This window comes from Pararhizobium qamdonense (genome assembly GCF_029277445.1).
GTDB lineage: Bacteria > Pseudomonadota > Alphaproteobacteria > Rhizobiales > Rhizobiaceae > Pararhizobium > Pararhizobium qamdonense.
The window spans coordinates 182,359-206,964 of sequence record NZ_CP119566.1 but is presented as its reverse complement, the minus strand read 5'-3'; the positions used below and the strand labels follow the sequence as shown (position 1 = coordinate 206,964).

The 24,606-nt window shown below is 59.6% G+C and carries 29 protein-coding genes; 12 read left to right on the top strand and 17 right to left on the bottom strand.

Annotated features, from left to right (window positions below; translation table 11 throughout):
* Entirely contained in the window at positions 1–963 is a 963-nt protein-coding gene (locus tag PYR65_RS01115; protein WP_276119568.1) for a lysylphosphatidylglycerol synthase domain-containing protein, read from the top strand.
* Positions 964–976: 13 nt separating this feature from the next.
* Here the strand turns inward: PYR65_RS01115 and PYR65_RS01110 are convergent, their stop codons facing one another.
* Complete coding sequence (locus tag PYR65_RS01110; RefSeq protein ID WP_276119567.1) at positions 977–1,465, bottom strand: hypothetical protein; 489 nt, start codon at positions 1,463–1,465, stop codon at positions 977–979.
* 234 nt (positions 1,466–1,699) lie between these two features.
* The gene (locus PYR65_RS01105; RefSeq protein ID WP_037103743.1) at positions 1,700–1,909 is read right to left on the bottom strand and encodes a cold-shock protein; all 210 of its coding nucleotides are present in this window, start codon (positions 1,907–1,909) and stop codon (positions 1,700–1,702) included.
* Positions 1,910–2,307: 398 nt separating this feature from the next.
* Here PYR65_RS01105 and PYR65_RS01100 point away from each other — a divergent pair, with 398 nt between their 5' ends.
* On the top strand, positions 2,308–2,460 hold the full coding sequence (locus PYR65_RS01100; protein ID WP_082546719.1) for an entericidin: 153 nt from the start codon (positions 2,308–2,310) through the stop codon (positions 2,458–2,460).
* Positions 2,461–2,515: 55 nt separating this feature from the next.
* On the opposite strand, the gene PYR65_RS01095 is transcribed toward PYR65_RS01100, so the two are convergent.
* The 4 genes from PYR65_RS01095 to PYR65_RS01080 form a co-directional block, all read right to left on the bottom strand.
* Positions 2,516–2,782 carry a DUF2934 domain-containing protein gene (locus PYR65_RS01095; protein ID WP_060637831.1) on the bottom strand — a complete coding sequence of 89 codons (267 nt, stop codon included), beginning with the start codon at positions 2,780–2,782 and terminating at the stop codon, positions 2,516–2,518.
* A gap of 90 nt (positions 2,783–2,872) precedes the next feature.
* Positions 2,873–3,010: a hypothetical protein gene (locus PYR65_RS01090; RefSeq protein WP_276119566.1), complete on the bottom strand. Its 138-nt coding sequence runs from the start codon at positions 3,008–3,010 to the stop codon at positions 2,873–2,875.
* A gap of 130 nt (positions 3,011–3,140) precedes the next feature.
* Entirely contained in the window at positions 3,141–3,464 is a 324-nt protein-coding gene (locus PYR65_RS01085) for a hypothetical protein (protein ID WP_060637833.1), read from the bottom strand.
* A gap of 114 nt (positions 3,465–3,578) precedes the next feature.
* Entirely contained in the window at positions 3,579–3,725 is a 147-nt protein-coding gene (locus PYR65_RS01080) for a hypothetical protein (RefSeq protein WP_200953590.1), read from the bottom strand.
* A 402-nt stretch (positions 3,726–4,127) separates the two neighbouring features.
* Here PYR65_RS01080 and PYR65_RS01075 point away from each other — a divergent pair, with 402 nt between their 5' ends.
* Complete coding sequence (locus PYR65_RS01075) at positions 4,128–6,359, top strand: transglycosylase domain-containing protein (protein WP_276119565.1); 2,232 nt, start codon at positions 4,128–4,130, stop codon at positions 6,357–6,359.
* Positions 6,360–6,433: 74 nt separating this feature from the next.
* Here PYR65_RS01075 and PYR65_RS01070 read toward each other — a convergent pair whose 3' ends face one another.
* The 5 genes from PYR65_RS01070 to PYR65_RS01050 all read right to left on the bottom strand — a co-directional run bounded on the left by PYR65_RS01070 (position 6,434) and on the right by PYR65_RS01050 (position 8,882).
* Complete coding sequence (locus PYR65_RS01070) at positions 6,434–6,805, bottom strand: hypothetical protein (protein ID WP_276119564.1); 372 nt, start codon at positions 6,803–6,805, stop codon at positions 6,434–6,436.
* 94 nt (positions 6,806–6,899) lie between these two features.
* Positions 6,900–7,268, bottom strand: a complete 369-nt coding sequence (locus tag PYR65_RS01065; RefSeq protein WP_156383130.1) for a hypothetical protein — start codon at positions 7,266–7,268, stop codon at positions 6,900–6,902.
* Between the two features lie 89 nt (positions 7,269–7,357).
* Positions 7,358–7,726, bottom strand: a complete 369-nt coding sequence (locus tag PYR65_RS01060) for a hypothetical protein (RefSeq protein ID WP_276119563.1) — start codon at positions 7,724–7,726, stop codon at positions 7,358–7,360.
* A gap of 60 nt (positions 7,727–7,786) precedes the next feature.
* Positions 7,787–8,158, bottom strand: coding sequence for a hypothetical protein (locus PYR65_RS01055; RefSeq protein ID WP_276119562.1), 372 nt, complete (start codon positions 8,156–8,158; stop codon positions 7,787–7,789).
* A gap of 4 nt (positions 8,159–8,162) precedes the next feature.
* Positions 8,163–8,882 (bottom strand): hypothetical protein, encoded by a 720-nt coding sequence (locus tag PYR65_RS01050; protein WP_276119561.1) that lies wholly within the window; start codon positions 8,880–8,882, stop codon positions 8,163–8,165.
* Between the two features lie 440 nt (positions 8,883–9,322).
* On the opposite strand from PYR65_RS01050, the gene dnaK reads away from it, so the two are divergent.
* The 3 genes from dnaK to PYR65_RS01035 all read left to right on the top strand — a co-directional run bounded on the left by dnaK (position 9,323) and on the right by PYR65_RS01035 (position 13,544).
* Complete coding sequence (dnaK, locus tag PYR65_RS01045) at positions 9,323–11,251, top strand: molecular chaperone DnaK (protein ID WP_060637836.1); 1,929 nt, start codon at positions 9,323–9,325, stop codon at positions 11,249–11,251.
* A 320-nt stretch (positions 11,252–11,571) separates the two neighbouring features.
* Entirely contained in the window at positions 11,572–12,699 is a 1,128-nt protein-coding gene (gene dnaJ / locus PYR65_RS01040) for a molecular chaperone DnaJ (protein WP_060637837.1), read from the top strand.
* A gap of 125 nt (positions 12,700–12,824) precedes the next feature.
* A complete protein-coding gene (locus PYR65_RS01035) occupies positions 12,825–13,544 on the top strand; it encodes a glutathione S-transferase (protein WP_276119560.1) in 720 nt (239 codons plus the stop codon).
* A gap of 7 nt (positions 13,545–13,551) precedes the next feature.
* Here PYR65_RS01035 and PYR65_RS01030 read toward each other — a convergent pair whose 3' ends face one another.
* The 3 genes from PYR65_RS01030 to PYR65_RS01020 are packed head-to-tail and all read right to left on the bottom strand — an operon-like array spanning position 13,552 to position 16,755.
* Positions 13,552–15,093, bottom strand: a complete 1,542-nt coding sequence (locus PYR65_RS01030; RefSeq protein WP_060637839.1) for a DHA2 family efflux MFS transporter permease subunit — start codon at positions 15,091–15,093, stop codon at positions 13,552–13,554.
* A gap of 5 nt (positions 15,094–15,098) precedes the next feature.
* Positions 15,099–16,301 carry an HlyD family secretion protein gene (locus PYR65_RS01025; RefSeq protein ID WP_276119559.1) on the bottom strand — a complete coding sequence of 401 codons (1,203 nt, stop codon included), beginning with the start codon at positions 16,299–16,301 and terminating at the stop codon, positions 15,099–15,101.
* Positions 16,294–16,755: a MarR family winged helix-turn-helix transcriptional regulator gene (locus PYR65_RS01020; RefSeq protein ID WP_060637841.1), complete on the bottom strand. Its 462-nt coding sequence runs from the start codon at positions 16,753–16,755 to the stop codon at positions 16,294–16,296. Before PYR65_RS01020 ends, PYR65_RS01025 begins: the two co-directional genes overlap by 8 nt.
* A gap of 214 nt (positions 16,756–16,969) precedes the next feature.
* Between PYR65_RS01020 and recF the strand changes: the two genes are divergently transcribed.
* From recF to PYR65_RS01005, 3 genes are read left to right on the top strand one after another with little or no spacing between them, the layout of a single operon-like run.
* Entirely contained in the window at positions 16,970–18,094 is a 1,125-nt protein-coding gene (recF, locus tag PYR65_RS01015; RefSeq protein WP_276119558.1) for a DNA replication/repair protein RecF, read from the top strand.
* Between the two features lie 12 nt (positions 18,095–18,106).
* Positions 18,107–18,868 carry a molybdopterin-synthase adenylyltransferase MoeB gene (gene moeB / locus PYR65_RS01010; RefSeq protein ID WP_276119557.1) on the top strand — a complete coding sequence of 254 codons (762 nt, stop codon included), beginning with the start codon at positions 18,107–18,109 and terminating at the stop codon, positions 18,866–18,868.
* Positions 18,865–19,335, top strand: coding sequence for a GNAT family N-acetyltransferase (locus PYR65_RS01005; protein ID WP_276119556.1), 471 nt, complete (start codon positions 18,865–18,867; stop codon positions 19,333–19,335). The genes moeB and PYR65_RS01005 overlap by 4 nt, the downstream gene beginning before the upstream one ends.
* A gap of 3 nt (positions 19,336–19,338) precedes the next feature.
* Here PYR65_RS01005 and PYR65_RS01000 read toward each other — a convergent pair whose 3' ends face one another.
* On the bottom strand, positions 19,339–20,343 hold the full coding sequence (locus tag PYR65_RS01000; protein WP_276119555.1) for a 2-hydroxyacid dehydrogenase: 1,005 nt from the start codon (positions 20,341–20,343) through the stop codon (positions 19,339–19,341).
* A 197-nt stretch (positions 20,344–20,540) separates the two neighbouring features.
* Here PYR65_RS01000 and PYR65_RS00995 point away from each other — a divergent pair, with 197 nt between their 5' ends.
* Positions 20,541–21,080, top strand: a complete 540-nt coding sequence (locus tag PYR65_RS00995; protein ID WP_276119554.1) for an SH3 domain-containing protein — start codon at positions 20,541–20,543, stop codon at positions 21,078–21,080.
* A 21-nt stretch (positions 21,081–21,101) separates the two neighbouring features.
* Here the strand turns inward: PYR65_RS00995 and PYR65_RS00990 are convergent, their stop codons facing one another.
* Positions 21,102–22,094, bottom strand: coding sequence for an adenosine kinase (locus PYR65_RS00990; protein WP_276119553.1), 993 nt, complete (start codon positions 22,092–22,094; stop codon positions 21,102–21,104).
* 139 nt (positions 22,095–22,233) lie between these two features.
* Between PYR65_RS00990 and PYR65_RS00985 the strand changes: the two genes are divergently transcribed.
* Both PYR65_RS00985 and PYR65_RS00980 read left to right on the top strand, forming a co-directional pair.
* Positions 22,234–22,854: a TetR/AcrR family transcriptional regulator gene (locus PYR65_RS00985; RefSeq protein WP_276119552.1), complete on the top strand. Its 621-nt coding sequence runs from the start codon at positions 22,234–22,236 to the stop codon at positions 22,852–22,854.
* A gap of 157 nt (positions 22,855–23,011) precedes the next feature.
* Positions 23,012–24,175 carry an MFS transporter gene (locus tag PYR65_RS00980; RefSeq protein WP_276120928.1) on the top strand — a complete coding sequence of 388 codons (1,164 nt, stop codon included), beginning with the start codon at positions 23,012–23,014 and terminating at the stop codon, positions 24,173–24,175.
* Here the strand turns inward: PYR65_RS00980 and PYR65_RS00975 are convergent, their stop codons facing one another.
* Entirely contained in the window at positions 24,176–24,601 is a 426-nt protein-coding gene (locus tag PYR65_RS00975) for a VOC family protein (protein WP_276119551.1), read from the bottom strand.
* Positions 24,602–24,606 lie beyond the last annotated feature (5 nt).

Below are 24,606 nucleotides of genomic sequence, written 5' to 3'. Positions count from 1 at the left end.
ATGAAAACGGTACGCAAACTTGCCTGGCCGGTGATTGGGCTCGCCGCGATCGTGTTTTCGCTTTATGGCCTCTATCATGAGCTCCATGGCCTTTCGGCCGCCGATTTCATGGATAGCCTGAAAGCCGTATCGCTGAAGAGCTGGTTCTTGGCCGCCGCCGCCACGCTTGCCGCCTACGCGGCGCTTGCGGCCTATGATCATCTGGCGCTCGAGCATCTCGGCCACAGGATCTCGCTCTGGTTCATTACCGTATGCTCCTTCACCGCCTATGCGCTGTCGCATACGGTGGGGGCCTCGGTCTTTTCCGGTGCTGTCGTGCGCTACCGCGCCTATGGCTCGAAGGGCCTGACGGCGGGCGAGACCGGAATTCTGGTTGCGTTCTGCTCGTTCACGTTCGCGCTCGGTACGCTGATGCTGGCGGCCATCGTCCTTTTGATCGAACCGGAAATCACCGCCCGTTTCGCAACGTTCCTGCCGATCGGGGCATCGATCTCGACTGGATTGATCATTCTGGCGCTGATCGCGCTGTATGTGATCGGCAGTCTGGTCGGGTTCCGGCCGTTGCACACCCGCTGGTTCCGGCTGGAATATCCCAAACCCTCGCTGGCGCTGCGCCAGCTGGTGATTGCACCGGTCGAGCTGATTGCCGCTGCCGCCATCATCTATTTCGCCCTGCCGGAGGCCGGAAATCCCGGTTATATGGTCATCCTCGGCGTGTTTCTCGCCTCGTTTTCGGCAGCGCTTCTCTCGCATGCGCCGGGCGGGCTGGGCGTTCTGGAGCTGGTGTTTATCGCAGCCCTTCCGGAAATGGATCCGGCCGGCGTCCTGGCGGGGCTTGCCATTTTCCGTCTCTTCTACCTGATCATCCCGTTCCTGATCGCACTCACCGTCGTCGTGATTTTCGAGCGCGGTCAATTCGTCGCCGGCCGCAAGGCCGAGGCGGGTAAGGAAAACGGCACCTAAACCGACGCCCGTTCTATGAGGGCGAATGGCAGACTTTCGGCAAAGCCTTTTCGAACGGCCCTTCGACCTTCTCAAGCTCCGCACTTTCAATATGCAGCGGCGAGAAGGGCGGCTCCTGAATGCCGGGATTGACAATACGGGTGACGTAGCAGCCTGCAAAAATCTTTTCCTTACCGCCTTTTTCCGTCGATTTGATCGCAACCGGTACCGGCGCATAGATACTGCCGGCCGCTCCCTCCTGTGTCGCCGGACCGATCAGTACTTGAACATCCACGGTCTTTGCATAGCCCTCTACAAACGCTTCGTAGCTATCGGCGGGCTGGGCGAAATAGCTGTAGGCGCGCGCATATTCATGGCGATTGATGGCGTTGTAGAGCGAGCGGATAAGCGCCGGGCCATCCGAGCGGTCGTCCACATAGGCCGTTTGGTCCTGGGCGCCTGCAGAAACAAGGGAAGTTGCCAGAACCGCAGCTGCCGAAAGAGAAATGAGAAAGGCCTTCATGTACACTGCTCCTGTTGTTCGCAGTGAGTGTCAACGCGGATGAGGCGATTTGAAGGTACAGCCGGAAAAATCGGAAGGCCGGGAGCGGAAGCTTGAAAAGCATGATCCCTGAAAAAACAAAAAGGCCGGGAAAACCCGACCTTTCACAACACGCTTCGACACTCCTGCCAGTACATCCGTGGTCAACCGCGGAAGCGCATTTCTCCGGCGCGGATAATCGCGCCAGATTTGGTATTAGGCCGCCTGCAGGTTGTCTGCAGACATCTTGCCGGACTTGCGGTCCTTGACGAGCTCGAAGCTGATCTTCTGGCCGTCGTTGAGGCCACGCATACCAGCGCGCTCAACAGCCGAGATGTGGACGAAAACGTCCTGGCTGCCGTCGTCCGGCTGAATGAAGCCGAAGCCCTTTGTGGAATTAAACCATTTTACTGTGCCAGTGGCCATAACGATCCCTTTCTCTAGCAAATTATGTTGAACCATCCCGTAAACGTTACGGAAAAGCTTTTGTTCGAATCTGAAGGAAAGTTCGTCCGATTGCGCACAATGTCGCAAAAACCAAAGTCATCTAACAAATATCGACCAAAGCTCAGATAGGTTGCCGGGGTCAGCTAGTCAAGTTTTATTATTCTGCTTTTCTCGGAGCCATTGATTTCGCTCGGTTTTATAAGGGCGATCGCCGCCGTTTCACCGTTTTATTCTCGCGCCAAAACCAGCGGTTTTGGCGCCATGAACCGGAGCAGTCCGGGTAGACAAGATTTTGCGGCTGAGCGGAATTGATTTTTCCATTGCCTGCGTCATGTTTCCTTCATGAGCAAATATGGTTGCTCAATGGGAGACTTACGATGACGAAATTGGTGGTTGTTGCAATCTGCGCGTCCCTGCTTGCGCTGTCTGGATGCGGAAATACCGCAAGGGGTTTGAAGAGGGACGGCGTTCAGTCCAGCAATGCTTTGGACAACGCCACACATCGTATAGCCCGCGCGAACGCGAACTGACGCTGGCGGACGCCATCCCGGCGCATGAGTTATGGCGTAGCTGATTTTTTAACGGCTATGGCTGTTCGCGTGTGCCGGGGGCGCTCTCGCGCTGGTCTGCGTCCTCAAGATCGGACTTTACCAAAAATGTGTCGGCATGCTCGCGGACTGCCTCGCGCATCACGTCCGGTTTGATGTCCTCAGCGCTGTCTTCCATGTCCAGGCTGTCAATTTCCCGTTCGGCCTGCGACCAGTGATCGTCCTGCTTGCCCTCTGGTGAGCCTTCGTCAAGCCAAAGTTCATAGGCGCGATGGCGGATTTTCGTCTCTCTGTCAGTGTCCATGATGACCCTCACGCATTTTAGCGAATGTTCTCAATTGGGCTGGCTGCGAAAGGCAGCGGGTGTAAAGAGGCCGGCAATTGCCTTGAACACCTATGGGCGGCGCGGTGTTTCCTGCGCCTCATGCGTAATTTTAGGCATGGATTGCCGGCGAGCGGAAAGATCGAACGCTCTCTCAGCTTCCGACAGGAGCTCGTCATGCTCTACGTTGAAATGATAGACCTGGCCCATGAAAATCCCCTGTTCTGATCGTCAGCATCGTTCTTCGCATAACCGGTTTTCAGGCGGAAAGTTCCATGTCCTGTCATGAAAAAGGCCCCCGAAAGGAGGCCTTCATTCATCGCTGTCTGTGCTCTGGTTTTTACCAGTAACGGCGGCGTACCGGCTCCGGCTCGCGGGAAGCGGCGCCTAGAAGAAAGCCGATCGCACCGCCCAGCAGAATGGCTAGGGTCAGGGCGCTTCCGGCAGCGGCCGGATGTTCACGGGCGGTCTGCGCGATGGCATTGCCTTCCGAGCGGGCGACACTGGCGGCCTTTTTGGCGAGCGGTGCGGCTGCGTCCATGACATTGGACGCCCGGTCGCGAACGTCGCTATAGGCCTGGGCGCTCTGGGCGCTGACGATTTTGGAAAGGCGCGCCACTTCAGCGCGCAAGGATTCAAGATCAGTATTGGTTGTTTCGGCCATGATGGGTTCTCCTGTTGCCGCCTGCCAAACGAATCGGCCGGCGGAATGGTTCCCAACAATCGAACGCCGCGTTGGCGGCACGGCACTGCAATGTGCCGCACCCGTCGTCTGGCGTTAAACGCTCACGCGCCGTGCATGCTTGTCGGCAGCCTTTTTATCGCCAGCTGCCTCATCGAGGATAGTCCGGGCATCTTCCACCGATATCCGGTGCTTCTTTGCAAACGAGATCGGTTCATAGGGCTTGTCTGATATGGCTGGCATGGGTGGTCTCCTGACATGTTGGGTAAAGCGGCCGGAACCGTGTCAAAACTGGCCTTCCCGCAGGTGAGGCGGTTGAGCTGGTCGCAACGGGCTGGATCAGAGAGTGAGGGACGCGCTTGTCGCTTGTTCCAAAAATCTGGCGAGCGGATGTGCATTGGCCGCGCTGAAGCGATGTCATTGCTTCATGCACCGCAAGTGGTGCTGGATCATTACATGGCCATTATTGCCGCGTTGCGCAAGTGCACCTGAGCAACGCAGTAACTGACAGTCCTCAACCACTTGAATTTAACGCCCCCTTAAATCGCCGCATTTACACTTCATCGCACGATACGAAATCGTGCGTTGCGGCCCTTGTGGCACCGGCGCTCCCCCAATGCCCAGCTGGAGCAGACCCACCCCGACATGGCAGGAAATCGGACATCAGGGCACAGGATAGAGCCTTCCTTTGAGGGCGGACGCGGCCGTGATGACGGCGAGCTGCGCATGAATGCCGGCGAGCGCGTCAGCGGCGGCGGCGGAAAATCCGGCGGCTCGAAACCTTCTCCTAAAAAGTCCAGCGCGCGACATCCCCGCAGGCGTGGCGGCTCGTCCGGAGGGCGGGGCTTTACCGGTCTGATCCGGTCGCTGGTCTATTGGTGCGTTGTGCTGGGCATCTGGGGCGCCATCGGCGTCGGCGGTCTCGTGCTCTATTACGGGTCGCGCATGCCGAGCGCCACGACCTGGGTCATTCCGGACCGGCCGCCGAACGTCAAGATCCTGGCCGTCAACGGTGATATCATCGCCAATCGCGGCACGACCGGCGGCGAGGCGCTGTCGCTCGAAAACATGTCGCCCTATATTCCCCAAGCCGTCATTGCCATCGAGGATCGCCGCTTCTATTCGCATTTCGGGGTCGATCCGCTCGGGCTGGCGCGGGCAATGCTCACCAATGTCACCACCGGACGCATGGTGCAGGGCGGCTCGACGATTACCCAGCAGCTCGCCAAGAACCTGTTTCTCTCGCCGGAGCGCACGCTGGAGCGCAAGGTGCAGGAAGTGCTGCTCTCCGTATGGCTGGAGCAGAAATACACCAAGGACCAGATTCTGGCGATGTATCTGAACCGGGTGTTCTTCGGTTCCAACGCCTATGGCGTCGAAGCGGCCTCGCGGCGCTATTTCAACAAATCCGCAAGGGATGTGAACCTCGGCGAGGCGGCGCTGCTTGCCGGTCTCTTGAAGGCGCCGTCGCGCCTGTCGCCGGCGCGCGATCCGAAGGCGGCCGAAGAGCGCGCCCAGGTCGTGCTCGGCGCCATGCGCGAAGAGGGCTTCATCACCGATAGCGAGATCAAGACCGCGATGTCGCAAACGCCGACCAAGGCCAAGAGCTTTTGGTCCGGTGCGCAATATTACGTCGCCGACATGGTCATGGACCAGCTGCCGGGCATGGTCGGCGAGATCAGCCAGGACCTGATCGTCGATACGACGCTCGATCTCAATCTGGAAAAGAAGGCCGAGGAAACGCTGGCCGAAAGCCTCGACGCATCCAGCCAGAAGCTGGATGTCTCTCAAGCCGCGCTGGTCTCGATCGACGGCACCGGTGCCATCCGCGCGCTTGTCGGCGGCCGCGATTACGCCGATAGCCAGTTCGACCGCGCCGTCAAGGCAAGGCGCCAGCCGGGCTCGGCGTTCAAGCCGTTCGTCTACGCCGCCGCAATGGAAATCGGCCGCACGCCGATGTCGATCCGCAACGATGCGCCCGTCCGGATCGGCAACTGGACACCGGAAAACTACGACCAGAAATATCGCGGCGAGGTGACGCTTGCCAATGCGCTAGCCAATTCGCTGAATACCATTGCAGCCCAGTTAGTGATGGAAGTGGGACCGCAAAATGTCATCAAGCTGGCGCGCCGGCTCGGCATCGAATCCGAAATGCAGTCCAATGCCTCAATTGCGCTGGGAACATCGGAAGTCAGTCTGGTCGAGCTGACATCGGCCTATGCTCCGTTCATGAACGGCGGCTTCAAGGCGACGCCGCATGTGATCCGGCGGATTTCGACGGCAGATGGCACGGTTCTCTACGAAAACACTTATGACAACCCACCCCGCGTGCTAGATCCCGCCATCGTCAGCCAGATGAACCAGATGATGGTGGGCGTGATCGAACGCGGGACCGGCAAGGCCGCCCGGCTGAAAGGCTGGCAGGCCGCCGGCAAATCGGGAACGACGCAGTCTTTCCGCGATGCTCTGTTCGTCGGCTTCACCAGCAATCTGACCACCGGCGTCTGGTTCGGCAATGATGACGGCAAGTCGATGAAGAAGGTCACCGGCGGCGGTCTGCCGGCCAAGGCCTGGCATGATTTCATGACGGCGGCCCATGAAGGCCTGTCGCCCGCGCCGGTCTTCGGCACGACGGGTGTCCAGCCGACATTCGATACCGATCAGACAGCACCCGAGAGTATCGGCGATGTCCTCTCGCAAGGTCCCATCGACGCGTTTCCGCAGGCCCCGGTCTCCAGCGGCCGGATGACGGCAGACCAAAACACGCAGCAGCCGGCGGACGCCGCCAATTCCGGCCTTGTGCCGCCTGCCGATGTCGGCGAGACGACAGGTGCGACCCGCCGCACCACCCTGTTCGACATCCTGACCGGCGGTTGACCTGTAGCCGCCGTTTGGTGCTCCTGACGATGGGTTCGTTTTCAATTCTATGACCGAACCGGTTTGAACAGCCGCTATCCCCAGGCGATAACAACATTTTCCGGCTCGATCGGGTAATCGATCCAGACGCGAATCCGCGTTTTCGTGGATGGTACTTTTGCACTGGCGAATTCGGGCTCAATAGCATCAAACAAAATAAGTTCATTATTGGGGGTGTTCAAAATTCCGTTGAAATCGGGGTCTCTCATTTCTGTAATTTCTAAAATTGGCCCGAATGTCACTGAGGTGTCTCCGTCGTTCCAATAGAGCGCAGGGACTTTGATGCAGTCAGGCGAGGAAAATATTCCCGGCCTGTCCATATGAAGAGGAATCGTAACGTTGCGACGACCTGCAACATAGAAGCTAAGGTATTCGGGCGTAATTGTAATTTTCTTGACTGACATCAAGTATTACCTTCCTTGATATATCAGCCAGCCTTGTGACTAACTGTACGGCCGATAGTGCGTTATCGAATAGCACCCATTCGACGCGCGTCTCTGTTTACCCCCAGGCTATCACGACGGTTGAAGGCTCGATGGGATGATCCATCCAGACCCGAATTCGAGTTTTCGCGGATGGCACGCGTGAAATAGCGAATTGAGGGTTATTGGCATCAAATAAAATAATCTCGTTGTTGGGGGTGTTCAGAATGCCGTCGAAATCTGGATTTCTTGTCTCCGTAATCTCGGAGGCTGGTCCGAACGTAACGTCCGTGTCTCCGTCGCTCCAATAATGGGCTGGAATGAGAATGCAATCATTTGAAGAGAGCACTCCCCTTCGATCCATATGCGTTGGAATCCTGACATTCCGACGGCCCGCAACATAAAAGCTTACATATTCCGGGGCGATGGACATCCGCTGTACGGTCATAGTGTCAAAACCTCCTATTCGATAAAAGTCCGCCTTGCGATTGACTGAAGGTACAACGTGAATGTCCAGAAAGCTGAATCTCGCTGTCCCTAACCCCAAGCGATAACAACATTTTCCGGCTCTATCGGGTGATCGATCCAGACACGAATCCGCGTTTTCGTGGATGGTACTTTTGCACTGGCGAATTCGGGCTCAATAGCATCAAACAAAATAAGTTCGTTATTGGGGGTGTTCAAAATTCCGTCGAAATCAGGGTCTCTTGACTCTGTAATTTCTAAAATTGGCCCGAAGGTCACATTGGTATCGCCGTCGCTCCAATAATAAGCTGGAACGTTGATACAATCAGGAGAGGAAAATATTCCGACCTTGTCCATATGAAGAGGAATCTTGACGTTGCGACGACCTGCAACATAGATGCTGAGATATTCGGGCGTGATTGTAATTTTCTTGACTGACATCAAGTAATCCCTTCCTGAAGACGTCAGATCGCTCCCGGGGTTTGCCGCGCTCAACTTCGACTATTCACCCCAAGCGATAGTCACCTGATCGGGACTCGTGGGATGGTTCATCCAAATCCGGATGCGTGTTTTAACGGAAGGCACCTGTGCAATAGCAAATTGAGGATAAAGTGCGTCAAAAAGGATAATCTCTTTGTTGACGGTATTCAAAATACCATCGAAATCGGGCTGACCTGCCTCAATTATCTCGGAGGCTGGTCCAAATGTAACGTGCGTATCTCCATCGTTCCAATATAGCGCTGGAATGTTGATACAGTCGGGAGAAGAAAATATTCCTTGTCTGTCCATATGCAGAGGAATGACAACCTTTCTATGGCCTGCAACGTATATACTTAGATATTCAGGTGTGATTGTGAGTTTTTCAACAGGCACAGATTTAATACCTTCCGTTAGAGATTAATCCACCTTGAGATTTACTGCACCACAAACAATGCGGATAAATTCTGCTTGGTCTGCCAAGCGACTTTGGCACTTGATGGTCCCCGACAAAATGTCCCGTTGGCGTTCCCGGTGTCTTTATACCACACCAATGGCAACCATAGGTACGTCCGATGCGATCAATTTGCGCCTGTTCCCTCCGGTTCAGCCGCCTGTTGGTTGCTGGCGCCGCAATCCACTCCTGTGCATAGGGTCCAATGCCGGTCCGCAGCAGCGTTAACTGCAGTGCGCGGAGTGTCGCCTCACGTGTGACAAATTCATTGGCGCGGATCATCCCCTCGACCGTCTCGTAGGCTTGCGGGGTCGGCCGCCAGTTCGGGTCACGTCTTTGAACTGCGCGCAGCGCCTCCCGCATCCGGCCGATACTGATCGCCAGCCGCACTTCCTGCATGGGCGTCACCGGCTGCCGTCGTCCAAGGATAAGGACCTGTCCCCCGTCGCGCGGCGCGCGGCGGTTGACGAGGATTGGCTGGTTTTCTGAGCCGTCTCCAACCCACTGCCCGCCGTCGGGATTGCCCGCCGGGACACGTGGCTGCTTGGGGCGAAAACCGGCCTTCCATTCCAACCATAAGGTCAGCGTCCGAATTTCGACGGCCATCGCCGCCTGCCGGTAGTTTAGTTGTGGCAGGCTCAGGGCTGCCGGGTCTGTCGAAATCATTGGCCACGCCATCCGCTTTCAATTCAGTCGGACAATTGTGCGTGGTGCTGAGGCGGCGGGGATAAATTCAGGCTGGAAAAAAACCGGCGAGACACCTATCTTCCGGTCAACCCAATGAACATGCGGTGCTTTTTCTACGGCAGACGATCACGCCGGCACCGCCCTGTCTGCTGGACGTCCCCGCTGTTCCGGAGCGAGGACCGTAATCGCCTGGATAAGTAGGGTTGCTGATTTCGGTAACGACGCGTGATGCTCGTCATAATAGTCGTTGATTTCCTCGGCTTCGTGGCGTTCAGATGCCTTGCAGTCCGAAACACTGCTCCTTATATACGCCCCATCACCGTGGCTATTCGCCGCGATATTCCACAGACCATCCCGTTAGGGGCTGTCGCATGAATGCCTGACCGGGTTCTGACAGTCCGCTGCAAGGAGAGAACGACATGGCTAAAGTAATCGGTATCGACTTGGGAACGACCAACTCCTGCGTCTCCGTCATGGACGGCAAGGACGCGAAGGTCATTGAGAATGCGGAAGGTGCACGCACCACGCCGTCGATCATCGCATTCAACGATGACGGCGAGCGTCTGGCGGGCCAGCCGGCCAAGCGTCAGGCCGTCACCAATCCGGAAAACACGCTGTTTGCCGTCAAGCGCCTGATCGGCCGCCGGTACGACGACAAGCTCGTTGAAAAGGACAAGGCCCTCGTCCCTTACAAGATCGTCAAGGGCGACAATGGCGACGCATGGGTCGAAGCGCAGGGCAAGGGTTATTCCCCCTCGCAGATCTCCGCCATGATCCTTCAGAAGATGAAGGAAACCGCAGAATCCTATCTCGGTGAAAAGGTCACGCAGGCCGTCATCACCGTTCCCGCTTACTTCAATGACGCGCAACGCCAGGCAACCAAGGATGCCGGCCGCATTGCCGGTCTCGAAGTTCTGCGCATCATCAACGAGCCGACCGCAGCAGCGCTCGCCTATGGCCTCGACAAGAAGGACGGCAAGACCATCGCCGTTTACGACTTGGGTGGTGGTACGTTCGATATTTCGGTTCTGGAAATCGGCGACGGCGTCTTCGAAGTGAAGTCGACCAACGGCGACACCTTCCTCGGCGGTGAAGACTTCGACATGCGTCTCGTCGAATATCTCGCAGCCGAGTTCAAGAAGGACCAGGGCATCGACCTGAAGAACGACAAGCTTGCTCTGCAGCGCCTCAAGGAAGCTGCCGAAAAGGCGAAGATCGAACTGTCGTCCTCGCAGCAGACCGAAATCAACCTGCCGTTCATCACAGCGGATGCGACCGGTCCGAAGCACCTGACCATGAAGCTGTCGCGCGCCAAGTTCGAAAGCCTGGTGGACGAGCTTGTTCAGCGCACCGTTGCTCCGTGCAAGGCAGCCTTGAAGGATGCGGGCGTTACCGCAGCCGAGATCGACGAAGTCGTTCTGGTCGGCGGCATGAGCCGCATGCCGAAGGTCCAGGAAGTCGTCAAGCAGCTGTTCGGCAAGGAGCCGCACAAGGGCGTCAACCCGGATGAAGTGGTTGCCATGGGCGCCGCCATCCAGGCCGGCGTGCTGCAGGGCGACGTCAAGGACGTTCTCCTCCTCGACGTGACGCCGCTGTCGCTGGGCATCGAAACGCTGGGTGGCGTGTTCACCCGTCTGATCGAGCGTAACACGACGATCCCGACAAAGAAGTCGCAGACCTTCTCGACGGCCGAAGACAGCCAGAATGCCGTGACCATCCGCGTTTCGCAGGGCGAACGTGAAATGGCCCAGGACAACAAGCTGCTGGGCCAGTTCGACCTGGTCGGCATCCCGCCGGCACCGCGTGGCGTTCCGCAGATCGAAGTCACCTTCGATATCGACGCGAACGGCATCGTTCAGGTTTCGGCCAAGGACAAGGGCACTGGCAAGGAACATCAGATCCGGATCCAGGCATCGGGCGGTCTGTCCGACGCGGATATCGAGAAGATGGTCAAGGATGCCGAGGCCAATGCCGAAAACGACAAGAAGCGCCGTGAAGGTGTCGAAGCGAAGAACCAGGCCGAAAGCCTGATCCATTCGTCGGAAAAGTCGCTGAAGGAATTCGGTGACAAGGTCACGGAAGCCGAGCGCACCGCGATCTCCGACGCAATCGCTTCGCTGAAGACCGCTGTCGAAGCGTCCGAGCCGGATGCTGAAGACATCAAGACCAAGACCCAGACGCTTCTCGAAGCCTCGATGAAGCTTGGCCAGGCGATGTACGAATCGCAGCAGACCGAAGCGGCCAATGCCGACGCGCAGGCCGATGCCGCCCGCGACAGCGATAGCGACATCGTCGATGCCGATTATGAAGAAGTCAAAGACGAGGACGACCGCAAGAAGTCCGCATAAGTCTTCTTCGAAGTGCCCATCATCAACCCGGAGCCGCAAGGTTCCGGGTTTTTTGTTGCCAGCGTCTATCGGCCGCAACAGTGACGGCAGACCATGCGATCGGAAGCTTCATGCCGTGATCGGCCTTATGCGGTGTTGCTGCGCGGCAAAAGCCCAAGGTAAAGCACCCTGATTCTGTGCTTTTCCGACAAAAAACGGCCGGGATGGTGTATTGCCTATGGTATCGCGCTTGAAGGTTTACTAAATCCTGTTGCAAGGAAATTTGGCGACCGCCGGGCAGCCGGTTTTGACGCGCCTATTCAACAGGACAATCTGCAAGTATGAAACGTGATCTCTACGAAACGCTCGGCGTTGCGAAAACAGCAGACGAGAAAGAGCTCAAGAGCGCTTTCCGCAAACTCGCAATGAAGTATCACCCGGACAAGAACCCTGGTGATGCGGAAGCTGAAAAGACGTTCAAGGAGATCAGCCTCGCCTATGAAGTGCTGAAAGACCCACAGAAGCGTGCAGCCTATGACCGGTATGGCCATGCGGCATTCGAGCAGGGCGGCATGGGCGGCGGCGGCGGTATGGGCGGTGGTGCCGGCGGCTTCTCCGATATTTTCGAAGATATCTTTGGCGAGATGATGGGCGGCGGCCGCCAGCGGCGTTCGTCCGGTGGCCGAGAGCGCGGTGCCGATCTGCGCTACAATATGGAAATCTCGCTGGAAGAGGCCTATGCCGGAAAGACGGCACAGATCCGCGTACCGACCTCCATTACCTGTGACGTCTGCACCGGCTCCGGCGCCAAACCCGGCACCAAGCCGACCACCTGCGCCACCTGCCAGGGCTCCGGCCGCGTCCGCGCCGCTCAAGGGTTTTTCTCGATCGAGCGCACCTGCCCCACCTGTCAGGGCCGCGGCCAGACCATCGCCGATCCCTGCGGCAAGTGCCACGGCCAGGGCCGCATCACCGAAGAGCGTTCGCTCTCGGTCAATATCCCGGCCGGCATTGAAGACGGCACGCGCATCCGCCTGTCCGGCGAGGGCGAAGCCGGTCTGCGCGGCGGGCCAGCAGGCGATCTCTATATTTTCCTGTCGGTCAAGCCGCATGAATTCTATCAGCGCGATGGCGCCGATCTCTATTGCAGCGTGCCGATCTCGATGACGACGGCAGCACTCGGCGGCAAGTTCGATGTGGCGACGCTCGACAGCACCAAGTCGCGCGTCTCGGTGCCGGAAGGTACGCAAGCCGGCAAGCAGTTCCGCTTGAAGGGCAAGGGCATGCCGGTGCTGCGCTCGAGCCAGATCGGCGATCTCTACATCCAGATCCAGATCGAGACACCGCAGAACCTGACCAAGCGCCAGCGCGAGCTTCTGCGCGAGTTCGATGAGCTGTCCTCGAAGGAAAACAATCCGGAATCGGCGGGCTTCTTCTCCCGCATGAAGGATTTCTTCGATATCGAGTAATCGTCGAACCGGCAGCTGGCCGAACGGACGATCTGCAATATATCCAAGCCGGAGGCAGCGATGCGTCCGGCCTTTTCCGTTGGCCTGAAGCATAAAACAGCAATTCGCTTTCAGGAGGAACGCCAATGACCTACGAGCTCTATTACTGGGACGGCATCCCCGGCCGGGGTGAATTCGTCCGTCTGGCGCTGGAACAGGCTGGTGCCGATTATGTCGATGTCGCCCGCACTGACGGCGGCATGGCGCGCATGATGGCGATGATGAAGACCAAGACGGCGGGCTTCACGCCGTTTGCCCCGCCTTTTTTGAAAGATGGCGGCCTCGTCATCTCGCACGCCGCCAATATCCTGCTGTATCTGGGAAGCCGGCTCGGCCTTGCGCCGGACGATGAAGCGGGGCGGATAACCGCCAACGGGCTACAGCTTGGCATCACCGATTTTGTCGCCGAAGTCCACGACGTCCATCATCCGATCGGCGTGTCGCTCTACTATGAGGACCAGAAGGACGAAGCGCTGCGGCGCGCGGAGGATTTTCGCGGCGAACGGCTGCCGAAATTTCTAAGCTATTTCGAAAAACAGCTGGCGAAGAACAGGGAGGGACAGGTCCACGCTCTGGGTCATGCGCTTAGCTATGTCGATCTGTCGCTGTTTCATCTCGTCGAGGGGCTGCGTTACGCCTTCCCAAACACGATGGCTGCGGCAGAGCCGGAATATCCGTTTCTCGTTGCGCTCAATGCTCAGGTTCGCGACCTGCCACGGATCAAGGCCTATCTCGCCTCGGAACGCCGCCTTGCGTTCAACGAGCAGGGGATTTTCCGCTACTATCCTGAACTTGACGCATCGTAAGCCCGGACTATTCCATGACGGCGCTATGGTCGATTGCCGGCGGAGCCTTTGGCTTGCGCAGCAAGAGGACCAGCGGCATCACCGCCAAAGACATGATCATCAGCAGCTTGAAGTCATCCATATAGGCGATGATCGTCGCCTGCAGCGTGATGATGCTGTCGAGCGAGGCACGCCCCACCGCCGTCATCGGATCGAGCCCTGCGGCAGCCGGTGCCTGGAAGGCATGGTTGAACGGTGTCACATAAGCTGCGATCGAGGCATGGTTGATTTGGGTGTTTTCGATCAGCAAGGCCGAGACGACGGCGATGCCGACGCTGGAGCCAATATTGCGCGAGAGATTGTAAAGCCCGGTGCCGTCGCCGCGCATTTCGGCAGGCAGCGTCGCAAAGGCAATCGTCGTCAGCGGCACGAACAGAAAGCCAAGACCGGCGCCCTGGATGAAGCCGACGGAGATGATCGTCCACTGCGACACATCCGGCGTCCAGCCGATCATGTCATACATCGCCCAGGCGGTGATCGCGAGCCCGATGAACAAGAGGATGCGGGTATCGACCTTGCCGATCAGGCGGCCAACCACGAACATGCAGACCATCGTGCCCAGACCGCGCGGCCCCATGACGATTCCGGCGGTTACGACGGGATAGCCCATCAACGACTGCAGATAAGGCGTCATCAGCGCCAGCGAGGCCAGATAGGTGACGCCGACGACGAAGATGAACAACATGCTCACGGCAAAATTCTGATCGAGGAACAGGCGCGGATTGATGAAGGATTTTTTCGTCGTCAGCGTGTGGATGACCAGAAGATAGAAGGCGCTGGCGCAGACGATGGCCTCGATCAGGATTTCGCCGGAGGAAAACCAGTCGAGCTGGCCGCCACGGTCGAGGAACAGCTGCAGCGAGGCAATACCCAGGCTGAGCATGCCGAAGCCGAACCAGTCGAGCTTTGCCTGCGTGTCCAGCTTCGTTTCCTTGACGAAGACGCTGATGCCGGCAAAAGCGAGCGCGCCGATCGGTACGTTGATGTAGAACACCCAGCGCCAGCTGATATTTTCCGTCAGCCAGCCGCCGATGACGGGGCCCAGCACCGGCCCGACCATCACCGAAACCCCGAACAGGGCCATGGCCGATCCGCGCTCTTCGGTCGAATAGATGTCGAGCAGGATGCCCTGTGACAGGGGAACGAGCGCTGCGCCAAACAGGCCCTGCAGCAGCCGGAAGCCGACGATCTGCGGCAGCGATTGCGCAAGACCGCATAAAACCGAGGCTGCTACGAAGCCGACGATCGCCACCAAAAGAACGCGCTTGCGGCCGAACTTCGCCGCCAGAAACCCTGATGGCGGCGTCATGATCGCGGCGGCGACGATATAGGAGGTCAACACCCAGTTGATCTGGTCGGCGCTTGCCGCAACACTCCCTTGAATATAGGGCAGCGCCACATTGGCAATGGTCGTGTCGAGCGCCTGCATGATCACCGCAAGGATGATGCAGGCGGTGATGGCGCCACGATTGGCAACGGGCGTCGTGGCGGCAGAGGCGATGCTGCTCATGGCCGTTACTCTTGGGCGTGCGCGGTCGAATGGCCGAGAAGTTTCTGGATCATGTCTGGCAGGCCGCGTGCGTGGCCGGTATCGACGGCAACCAGCGTGCTCATTCCGACGCGTAGCGGCGGCTTGCCTGCGGTCTCGTCGATCGTGACGCGCATTGGAATACGCTGCACCACTTTCACCCAGTTGCCCGACGTGTTCTGTGCCGGAAGCAGCGCGAAGCTGGCGCCGGAGGCCGGGCTGACGCTTGCCACCTTGCCCTTCCATTCGACACCCGGATAGGTATCGACGGTAATGGTCACCGGCTGCCCCGGCTTCACATAGGTAAGCTCGGTTTCCTTCGGATTGGCCGCGATCCACATGTTCTGGGTGGAGACCAGCGAGAAGGCCTGCTGCGCCGCCTCCAGATAGCTGCCGGGCTGCAGGGCGTTGACATTGGTGACGACACCATCGAAAGGCGCGCGCACCGTCGTATCCTCCAGCTGGCGCTGCGCGTCATCGACGGCGGATTTGGCCTCCAGATAAAGCGGGTTCTGCTCGATCGGCTGGCTGGTATCGCCACCCAGCTGCGCCAGCGTCGTTTCGGCCTGGGCCTTGGCGACCGCGACCTTCTGCTTGGCGGCGTCCAGATCGTGCTTGGCCTGGTCATAGGTCGCGTGCGAGGCGGCGGCATTGGTGATCAGGGTCTGCTGCCGGTCGAACGCAGTCTGGTAATAGGGAATATCGGCTTGGACCTGGGCAATCTGCGCCAATGTCTGGGCATAACTCGCCTTGAGGTTCAACAGTTCGTTGCGGGACGCGGCAAGCTTCGCCTGCGCCCCTTCCAACGCGATGCGGAACGAATCCGGCTTCAGCTGGAACAGCACCTGTCCGGCCTTGACCTCCTCATTCTCGTGCACATTGACGGTGGCAACCGTGCCTGCGACGTCGGTGGAGACGCCGGCCATATCCGCCTGCAGATAGGCGTTGTCGGTTTCCATAATCTGGCCGCCGGTCACGTAGAAATAACCGCCGGCAACAAGGGCGACCGGCAGCAGCGCAAACAGGATCGGCCGCTTCAGGCTGCGGCGGCGGCGAGCGGTGCCTTCAGCGGGCAGGGGCTCGGCCAGCGCCGGAGGAGCGGTGTCGATCTTTGCTTCGGCCGTCGCGGGGCCGGAGGGTTCAAGGGCGGTGACATTGGCATTGGCGGGTATGCGGAGGGAGTCAGCCATGGTGCGTTTCTTTGTCGGCCGGCGCGCGGCAGGCCTGCAGGAGGTTGGATTTCATCAGGTCGAGAATGGCGACGAGTTTTTCACGATCCTCGTCGGGAATGCCTTCAAGCGCTTCAAAGCGCGTCGCGTCGCCGATAGCGCGCATATCGGACAACAGCCCGCGCGCCCGTTCGGTCGTGTAGAGAAGCTGGATGCGCCGGTCCGTCTCGTGGCGCCGGCGCTCGATAAAGCCGCGCTCGGCAAGCTTGTCGAGCACGCGCATCAGGGTGATCGGCTCGATTTCCAAGAGTTCGGCAAGGCCGCTTTGATGGATGCCTTCGTTGCGCGCCAGGTAGGCGATCGTCTGCCATTGCGAGCGCGTCAGGCCCATATGTTTCGCACGCTGCTCGAAGCGCTTGCGCAGCAGCCGGGCAACATCGTGAAGCAGAAAGCCGAGGGTCGGGGTGAGGTTCATTTCGTGAATGCCATATCATTAGCATACATAAGATAAGCTATCTTATGTGAGGTTTCGCATCTGCGCAATAAGACATATGTGCGCCGCGGCATTTCTCCTGTCACATCTCGGTGATCTGCGGGCGCGTGGCCGCGTGCGTGACGTTTACCGATGTTCCACCTTGCCATCGGCGCCTTCCCGGCTTAGCTCTCACCCCAAAGCAACCGGATTCTCCATGCCGCACAAGGTTTCACTGTCCCGCCTGAAGCTGAGCGATTTCCGCAACTATGCGGGACTGTCGCTCGATCTCGACACACGCCATGTGGTGCTGACCGGCGAGAATGGTGCGGGCAAGACCAACTTGATGGAGGCTGTGTCCTTCCTCTCGCCGGGGCGTGGCCTGCGCCGTGCTGCCTATGCCGATGTAGCGCGGGTCGGTGCTGAAACCGGCTTTTCGGTCTTTGCCGAACTGGAGGGCATGGATGGCGACGTCGAGATCGGCACGGGCACGGCCGGCACCGACGAAGGCCAGACGCGCCGCCTGCGGCTGAACGGTACACCGGCAAAGACGGTGGATGAACTGCTCGATCATCTGCGCGTACTCTGGCTGACCCCGGCCATGGACGGGCTGTTTACCGGCGGTTCAGGCGATCGCCGCCGCTTTCTCGACCGGCTCGTCCTGTCGCTCGACCCCGAACACGGCCGCCGTGCCACCGACTATGAACGCGCCATGCGCAGCCGCAACAAGCTCTTGTCGGAGGGGCGGCCCGATCCGGTCTGGCTGACCGGGCTGGAACGGCAAATGGCCGAGCTGGGCATTGCGATGGCGCTCGCCCGGCAGGAAATGCTTGGGCTTTTGGCCGGGCTGGTGGACCGCAACCACGAAGGCGGCGTTTTTCCTGCGGCCGATCTGGCACTCTCAGGCTTCCTCGACGGCGAATGGCATCGCCCGGCCTTCGATCTGGAAGAGCAATATCTGGAGATGATGAAGGCAGGCCGCTACCGCGACGCCGCCGCCGGCCGCACGCTGGATGGCCCGCATCGCAGCGATCTTTTGATCCGTCACCGCGCCAAGAACATGGAGGCCGCGCGCTGCTCGACCGGCGAGCAGAAGGCGCTTCTCGTCGGCCTGATCCTGGCCCATGCCCGCCTGGTCGGCAATATGACCGGTCATGCGCCGGTGCTGCTGCTGGATGAGATCGCCGCGCATCTTGATGAGGGCAGGCGCGCGGCGCTGTTCGATCTGGTCGATGACCTCGGCGGCCAGGCTTTCATGACCGGCACGGACCAGTCAATGTTTTCAGCCCTTGGCGACCGGGCGCGTTATCTCACCGTTGCCAATGGCACCGTTTCCGGGTGAGAATTCGATATCATGAGCAAACAGCCTTTGAATTCCGAAGAAATCCAGCGCTATGCCCGCCATATCATCCTGCCGGAGATCGGCGGGGCCGGGCAGCAGGCGCTAAAGGCGGCACGCGTGCTGGTCATCGGCGCCGGCGGTCTTGGCGCGCCGGTGCTGCACTATCTCGCTGCCGCCGGCGTTGGCACGCTGGGGATCGTCGATGACGATACGGTGTCGCTGTCGAACCTGCAGCGCCAGGTCATCCACGGCACGCCGGATATCGGCCGGGCCAAAGCCGATAGCGCCATGGACGCGCTGCAGCGGATCAATCCCCATGTTGACGTGGTCCGGCATGTGGAGCGCCTTGAGGCGGCCAATGCGGAGGCGCTGTTGTCCGGCTATGACATCGCCGTCGATGGCTCCGACAATTTTACCACCCGCTATCTCGCCGCCGATACGGCGGAGCGCCTGCAGATCACCCTGGTGACAGCAGCCGTCGGCCGCTTCGATGGGTCGCTGACGGTCTTGCAGCCTTGGAAGACAGCGGCCGATGGCCGGCAAAATCCCGGCTATCGCGATCTCTTTCCAGAGCCGCCGCCGCCGGGCGTGGTGCCCTCCTGCGCAGAGGCTGGCATCGTCGGCGCGCTGACCGGCGTTCTCGGTACATTGCAGGCTATGGAAGTCATCAAGATCATCACCGGCGCCGGAGAGCCGCTGGTCGGCCGCCTCCTGATGTATGACAGCCTGGCAGCCCGGTTCGAGACGATCAAATACAGCCGGAAAGCGCGGTGAAGATCGCGCCGATCGATGACGCATTCGGTGACTGGGAGGCTCTCCTGGCGCTCATCCTTGACTCTTTTGCCTATATGCAACCCCGCATCGATCCGCCGTCTTCCGCCCTGCTTCTGACGCTTGCAGGGCTGAAGCAGAAGGCAAGGGTGGAAAAGGCCTATGCTGCCGTCGAGAACGGCATAGTGCTGGGCTGTATCTTCTGCAAGCCGGAACCGCCCGATTGCCTTTACATCGGCAAGCTGGCTGTTGCCCCGGATGCGCAAGGCCGGGGTGCCGGTCAGATGTTGTTGCAGGCGGCCGAGGCCTATGCTGCCGAATGCAAGCAAACTTGCCTGCGGCTGGAAACGCGGATCGAGCTTGTCGAAAACCACCGGATTTTTGCCAAATGGGGCTTTGTCCGCACGGCGGAAGGCTGCCATCCCGGGTTCACCCGTCCGACCTTTATCGAAATGCGCAAAACGCTCTGAGCCCTAGCCCCGGCCGGGCAGGACGCGATCCGGCGGGCGGTGTCCGTCGAAGAAGGTGCGGATGTTGATCACCACCTTGTCGCCCATGTCGATACGGCCTTCAAGCGTCGCCGAGCTCATATGCGGCAAAAGCACCACCTTGCCTTCGCTGGCAAGCTTGATCAGCTTGGGATTGATCGCCGGTTCGTTTTCGAACACGTCAAGACCGGCGCCGGCGATCTTGCCTTCCCGCAGGCATTTGATCAGCGCAACCTCATCGACGATGCCGCCGCGCGCCGTGTTGACGATATAGCTCGTTGGCTGCATCAGCGCCAGGCGCCGCGCGGAGAGCAGGTGGTAGGTCGCAGGTGTCGATGGACAATTGACCGAGACGATATCGACGCGGGCAAGCATCTGGTCGAGGCTGTCCCAATAGGTCGCCTCCAGCTTTTCCTCGGTCTCGGTGCTGACGCGGTGGCGGTTGTGATAGTGGATCGACAGGCCAAAGGCTTTCGCGCGGCGGGCAACGGCGGTGCCGATCCGGCCCATGCCGACAATGCCGATGCGCTTGCCGGAGATCCGGCGTCCAAGCATCCAGGTCGGCGACCATCCCGCCCATTCCTCTTTCCGGTCGGTGAGGATCCGCGAGCCTTCGGTGAGGCGGCGCGGCACGGCGAGAATGAGCGCCAGCGTCATATCGGCCGTATCTTCGGTCAGGACGTTTGGCGTGTTGGTCACGGTAATGCCCTGGCGGGCGGCGGCATCGACATCGATATGATCGACGCCATTGGAAAAGCTGGCGATCAGCTTCAGCTGTGGTCCCGCCTGCTCGATCAGTGCCGCATCGATCCGGTCGGTCAGCGTCGGAACCAGCACGTCCGCCCGCTTCACCGCCGCCACGAGTTCGGGCTGCGTGCGCGGCGTGTCGTCGATGTTGAGTTCGGCGTCAAACAGTTCGCGCATGCGTGTCTCGACGACATCGGGCAGTTTGCGGGTGATGTAGACCTTGGGTTTTTTCTTCGCGGTCATTGCTGCCTGCTTCGCCTTGTTGACGGGTTTTTAACCAAGATGAGTGATCGTTCTCCCTGCAGTTCCATTTTCTACCAGACCCGGTGGGGAAGACAAACAAAACTCGAGATGTTCCCAGACGATTTGCGTGTCTTCGGCGGGGTTGGTCAGAGATTTAACTGCAAGCTTCTGAATCTTTTTGGAAAATGGATTTTGTCATGCGTCAGTTCCTTTCCAGGCTCGCTTTCGCCACCGCAGTCACCCTGTCCCTCGTTGCCATCGAGGCAGCACCGGCCTTTGCCCAGGCGGCCAAGGGTGCGAGCGGCCTGCCGCTGCCGCGCTTCGTCAGCCTGAAATCCAAGAGCGTCAATCTGCGTGTCGGCCCCAGCGTCGATTATGCCGTCGCCTGGCGCTACTTGAGATCAGGCGTGCCGGTCGAAGTGACCCAGGAATACGACAATTGGCGCAAGATCCGCGATGCCGATGGCACCGAAGGCTGGGTCAACCAGGCGCTGCTCTCGGGCGACCGGACGGCCGTTGCTGCCCCGTGGATGCGCGGCAAGGGCGAGGGTGTCTTCGTCAACATGCGGCGTGATCCGCAGTCGGGCGGCGCCATCGTCGCGCGGATCGAACCGGGCGTCGTCGTGCATGTCGGCGAATGCAACGGCGAATGGTGCCGCGCCGAAGCGCAGGGCGCGGAAGGCTGGATTTCACAGGGTGAAATCTGGGGCGCCTATCCGGGCGAAGCGTTCAAATAAGGTTTAGCGTGAGAGAGCCGGTCAGAGCAGACCGGCATCCTTCGCCGCTGCAGACAGCGAGATCATCGGTCGAGGGCCGATCTGCTCGATGACGATACCGGCCGCAAGGCTGCCGAGCTTGCCGCAATCGGCCAATGTCCGTCCCGTCGTGTAGCCATGCAGGAACCCTGCGGCATAAAGGTCGCCGGCACCTGTTGTGTCAACAACGCTTTGAACCGTCGTTGCCTCGACCTTGACCCGCTCGTCGCCCCTGACGACGATTGAACCTTCCTCGCTCAGCGTCACTGCGGCCAGCTTGCAATCCTGCGAAATCATCGACAGCGCCTGCTCGAAATCCTCTGTTTCATAGAGGGCCAGCGCCTCGGCTCGGTTGGCAAAGACGATATCGACGGTGCCCGATCGCATCAGGTCGAGGAATTCCGCGCGGTAGCGATGGACGCAGAAGCTGTCGGACAAGGTCATGGCCACTTCGCGGCCGTTCTCATGGGCAATGCGGGCGCATTCGCGAATGGCATCCTTGGCCAATGGCGGATCCCACAGATAGCCCTCGAAATAGGTTACAGCGGCTTCGGCAACGACGGATGGCTCGACGTCTTCCGGGCCAAGCTCGACGCAGGCACCCAGATAGGTGTTCATCGAGCGCTCGCCATCCTCGGTGACGAAGATCATCGAGCGCGCGGTCGGAGGAAGATCTTCCAGTGGCTTCGTCTCGAAATGCACGCCCTGGGCGCGGATGTCATGGGTAAAGATTTCGCCCAACTGGTCATTGGCAACCTTGCCGAAATAGGCCGCCCGGCCGCCCAGGCTGGCAATGCCGGCCGCCGTATTCCCCGCACTGCCGCCGGAGGCTTCGAGCGCCGGTCCCATGCGCGAATAGAGCAGTTCAGCCCGATCCGCATCAATCAGGTTCATCGCGCTCTTGATGATGCCGTTATGGACAAGGAATGCGTCGTCGCAGCGCGCAATAATATCCACAATCGCATTGCCGATCGTGAGCACGTCGAATTTTGTCATCCGGAAACCGCCTGGAATGTGTGTCAGTCGGTGTCCGGTAATAGCGGATTTGTGGAAGTTTGGAAGCGGAAAGCGAAAAAGAGCCGTCAAACGTAGATTTTACTTGATATAGGAAATAATCATTTCCTATATAGCGCTCATGGAAACCACAACCGAAACACCTGAAGTCCGGCGCCAGCGCGGCCGTCCGAGGGCGTTCGATACCGACGCAGCGCTGGAGCGCGCCATCGATATCTTCTCGACGCGCGGCTATCACGGCACCTCGATCAGCGATCTCACCGATGCCATGCAATTGACACCGGGCAGCATCTACAAGGCGTTCAAGGACAAGCGTGGCATTCTGCTGGCGGCTTTCGACCGGTATCGTGTTTTGCGCAGCACGAAACTTGCGGCGGCGATTGCGCCCTTTCCGCTTGGGCGCGACAAGATCAGGGCCTCCTTGCAATTCTACGCCGATGCCGCCCATGGCGAACTTGGCCAGCGCGGCTGCCTCGTCATTGCGACCGCTGCGGAACTGGCCGCCTCCGATCCGGTTGCCGCAGAGCGCGTCGATGTCGCGCACGCAACCAATGAAGCCGTCATGAAGGACTGCATTCTGCTCGGCCAGTCGGATGGATCGGTGGCTTCGAGCATCGATGCGGCCGATACCGCCCGCGCACTGCTCTGCCTTTTGCAGGGCATGCGCATCGTCGGGAAAACCGGCCGTAGCCGCGCTGACATGATGGCGGTCACGGATGTGGCGATGAAACTGCTTGGCTGAACATTTTGATGTCTTGAGACGTCGATCTTGGGACCTGGATTTGGAGACGACTGTGACCAGCATTGCAAGCCGGGCTGATACTGCCCCGCAATCCCCTATCGAACCCAATGCCATCGCGCCCGAGGCCATCGAACCAACGGCCATTGAACCGAAAGCCATGTCATCGTCGATGATGTTCCTTCTGGCTGCCGCTTGCGGCCTGATCGCCGCCAATCTCTATTACGCACAGCCGCTGATCGGCCCGATCAGCGCGTCACTCGGCCTGTCGCCGGGCGCTGCCGGATTGATCGTGACGCTGACGCAGATCGGCTATGGCATCGGTCTTCTATTGATCGTGCCGCTGGGTGATCTCTTTGAAAATCGCAAGCTCATCCTTTCGGTGATGGCGCTGGGAACCGTGGCCGTGGTCGGAGCGGGGCTTGCCTCGACGCCACTGCCGTTTCTGGCCTCGGCATTCTTCATTGGTCTGGGCTCGGTCGCCATCCAGATCATCGTGCCCTATGCGGCGCATATGACGCCCGAGGCGCATCGTGGACAGGCCGTCGGCAATGTCATGAGCGGCCTGATGGTTGGCATCATGCTGGCGCGGCCGGCCTCCAGCTTCATCGCCGAGTTCCTGCCTTGGCATATGGTCTTCTTCATTTCGGCTGCCGTTCTGGTGGTGCTGGCTTTGGTCCTTGCCCGCGCCCTGCCGCCGCGCGTTCCGCAGACGGGATTGAGCTATGGCGCGCTCTTGGCGTCGATGGGCCGGCTGGTCGCCACAACCCCGATCCTGCGCCGCCGGTCGCTCTATCACGCTTTCATGTTCGCCGCCTTCAGCCTGTTCTGGACGACGACGCCGCTGCTTCTGTCGGGGCCGGAATTCGGCCTGTCGCAGGGGCAGATCGCCCTGTTCGCCTTGGCCGGTGCCGCCGGCGCCATCGCCGCGCCGATCAGCGGGCGGCTTGCCGACAAGGGCTGGAGCTATCTTGCCACGCGCCTGTCGATGCTGTCGGTGGCCGTAGCCTTCCTCATCACCCATATCGCGCCGTCCGGCTCGGTACTGGGGCTGGGTCTTCTCACCTTCGCCGCCATCCTGCTGGATTTTGGCGTCACCACCAATCTGGTGCTCGGCCAGCGCGCCATCTTCGTGCTTGGCTCCGAATATCGCAGCCGCCTGAACGGGCTCTATATGGCGACCTTCTTTGCCGGTGGCGCCATCGGCTCGGCGCTCGGCGGCTGGCTTTATGCGCAGGGCGGCTGGTGGGCGGCCTCGATGATGGGTCTTGCCCTGCCGGTGCTGGCGCTTCTTTATTCGCTTGGCGAACGCAAGCCCGGCTGATCAGGCCGGAAGCACTGAAGTCTCGTATTGTCCCGCAAATTCCGCCGTCGGCGGGATGGGTTTGATCACGTCGATCAAAACGCCGTTCGGATCGGCGGTGATGAAATGCCGCTGGCCGAAATCCTCGTCGCAAATCGCCTTCAGGATCGGCAGGCCGGAGGCCTGGAACTGCGCATAGAGCGCATCCGGATCCTCGACCTCGAAATTCAAAAGCAGCCCGCCAACGGCTCCGCGCCCGCTCTCAGGGATCGTCGCGTGTGTGCCGTCGAGAATGGCCAGTGTCACATGCGCATTCTCTATCGATTGCAGATGCATGTACCAATCCGCAGTGAACAGCGCCTCGAAGCCGAAATTCCGGATATAAAAATCGGCCGTCCCCTGAACATCACGCGTCATGATGACGGGATAATAACTGGTGATTTTCATCTCTT

Excerpts from the sequence above, each read along its gene's own strand:
- PYR65_RS01030 (WP_060637839.1), bottom strand. The coding sequence starts at position 15,093 with ATGAGCAGCATCGCCTCTGCCGCCACGACGCCCGTTGCCAATCGTGGC.
- PYR65_RS01090 (WP_276119566.1), bottom strand. The coding sequence starts at position 3,010 with ATGGGCCAGGTCTATCATTTCAACGTAGAGCATGACGAGCTCCTGTCG.
- PYR65_RS01035 (WP_276119560.1), top strand. The coding sequence starts at position 12,825 with ATGACCTACGAGCTCTATTACTGGGACGGCATCCCCGGCCGGGGTGAA.
- dnaJ (WP_060637837.1), top strand. The coding sequence starts at position 11,572 with ATGAAACGTGATCTCTACGAAACGCTCGGCGTTGCGAAAACAGCAGAC.
- PYR65_RS01020 (WP_060637841.1), bottom strand. The coding sequence starts at position 16,755 with ATGAACCTCACCCCGACCCTCGGCTTTCTGCTTCACGATGTTGCCCGG.
- PYR65_RS00975 (WP_276119551.1), bottom strand. The coding sequence starts at position 24,601 with ATGAAAATCACCAGTTATTATCCCGTCATCATGACGCGTGATGTTCAG.
- PYR65_RS01075 (WP_276119565.1), top strand. The coding sequence starts at position 4,128 with ATGGCAGGAAATCGGACATCAGGGCACAGGATAGAGCCTTCCTTTGAG.
- PYR65_RS01115 (WP_276119568.1), top strand. The coding sequence starts at position 1 with ATGAAAACGGTACGCAAACTTGCCTGGCCGGTGATTGGGCTCGCCGCG.
- recF (WP_276119558.1), top strand. The coding sequence starts at position 16,970 with ATGCCGCACAAGGTTTCACTGTCCCGCCTGAAGCTGAGCGATTTCCGC.
- moeB (WP_276119557.1), top strand. The coding sequence starts at position 18,107 with ATGAGCAAACAGCCTTTGAATTCCGAAGAAATCCAGCGCTATGCCCGC.
- PYR65_RS00995 (WP_276119554.1), top strand. The coding sequence starts at position 20,541 with ATGCGTCAGTTCCTTTCCAGGCTCGCTTTCGCCACCGCAGTCACCCTG.
- PYR65_RS01025 (WP_276119559.1), bottom strand. The coding sequence starts at position 16,301 with ATGGCTGACTCCCTCCGCATACCCGCCAATGCCAATGTCACCGCCCTT.
- PYR65_RS01085 (WP_060637833.1), bottom strand. The coding sequence starts at position 3,464 with ATGGCCGAAACAACCAATACTGATCTTGAATCCTTGCGCGCTGAAGTG.
- PYR65_RS01000 (WP_276119555.1), bottom strand. The coding sequence starts at position 20,343 with ATGACCGCGAAGAAAAAACCCAAGGTCTACATCACCCGCAAACTGCCC.
- PYR65_RS00980 (WP_276120928.1), top strand. The coding sequence starts at position 23,012 with ATGTCATCGTCGATGATGTTCCTTCTGGCTGCCGCTTGCGGCCTGATC.
- PYR65_RS01065 (WP_156383130.1), bottom strand. The coding sequence starts at position 7,268 with ATGACCGTACAGCGGATGTCCATCGCCCCGGAATATGTAAGCTTTTAT.
- PYR65_RS01060 (WP_276119563.1), bottom strand. The coding sequence starts at position 7,726 with ATGTCAGTCAAGAAAATTACAATCACGCCCGAATATCTCAGCATCTAT.
- PYR65_RS01100 (WP_082546719.1), top strand. The coding sequence starts at position 2,308 with ATGACGAAATTGGTGGTTGTTGCAATCTGCGCGTCCCTGCTTGCGCTG.
- PYR65_RS01050 (WP_276119561.1), bottom strand. The coding sequence starts at position 8,882 with ATGATTTCGACAGACCCGGCAGCCCTGAGCCTGCCACAACTAAACTAC.
- PYR65_RS01080 (WP_200953590.1), bottom strand. The coding sequence starts at position 3,725 with ATGCCAGCCATATCAGACAAGCCCTATGAACCGATCTCGTTTGCAAAG.
- PYR65_RS01095 (WP_060637831.1), bottom strand. The coding sequence starts at position 2,782 with ATGGACACTGACAGAGAGACGAAAATCCGCCATCGCGCCTATGAACTT.
- PYR65_RS00985 (WP_276119552.1), top strand. The coding sequence starts at position 22,234 with ATGGAAACCACAACCGAAACACCTGAAGTCCGGCGCCAGCGCGGCCGT.
- PYR65_RS00990 (WP_276119553.1), bottom strand. The coding sequence starts at position 22,094 with ATGACAAAATTCGACGTGCTCACGATCGGCAATGCGATTGTGGATATT.
- dnaK (WP_060637836.1), top strand. The coding sequence starts at position 9,323 with ATGGCTAAAGTAATCGGTATCGACTTGGGAACGACCAACTCCTGCGTC.
- PYR65_RS01105 (WP_037103743.1), bottom strand. The coding sequence starts at position 1,909 with ATGGCCACTGGCACAGTAAAATGGTTTAATTCCACAAAGGGCTTCGGC.
- PYR65_RS01110 (WP_276119567.1), bottom strand. The coding sequence starts at position 1,465 with ATGAAGGCCTTTCTCATTTCTCTTTCGGCAGCTGCGGTTCTGGCAACT.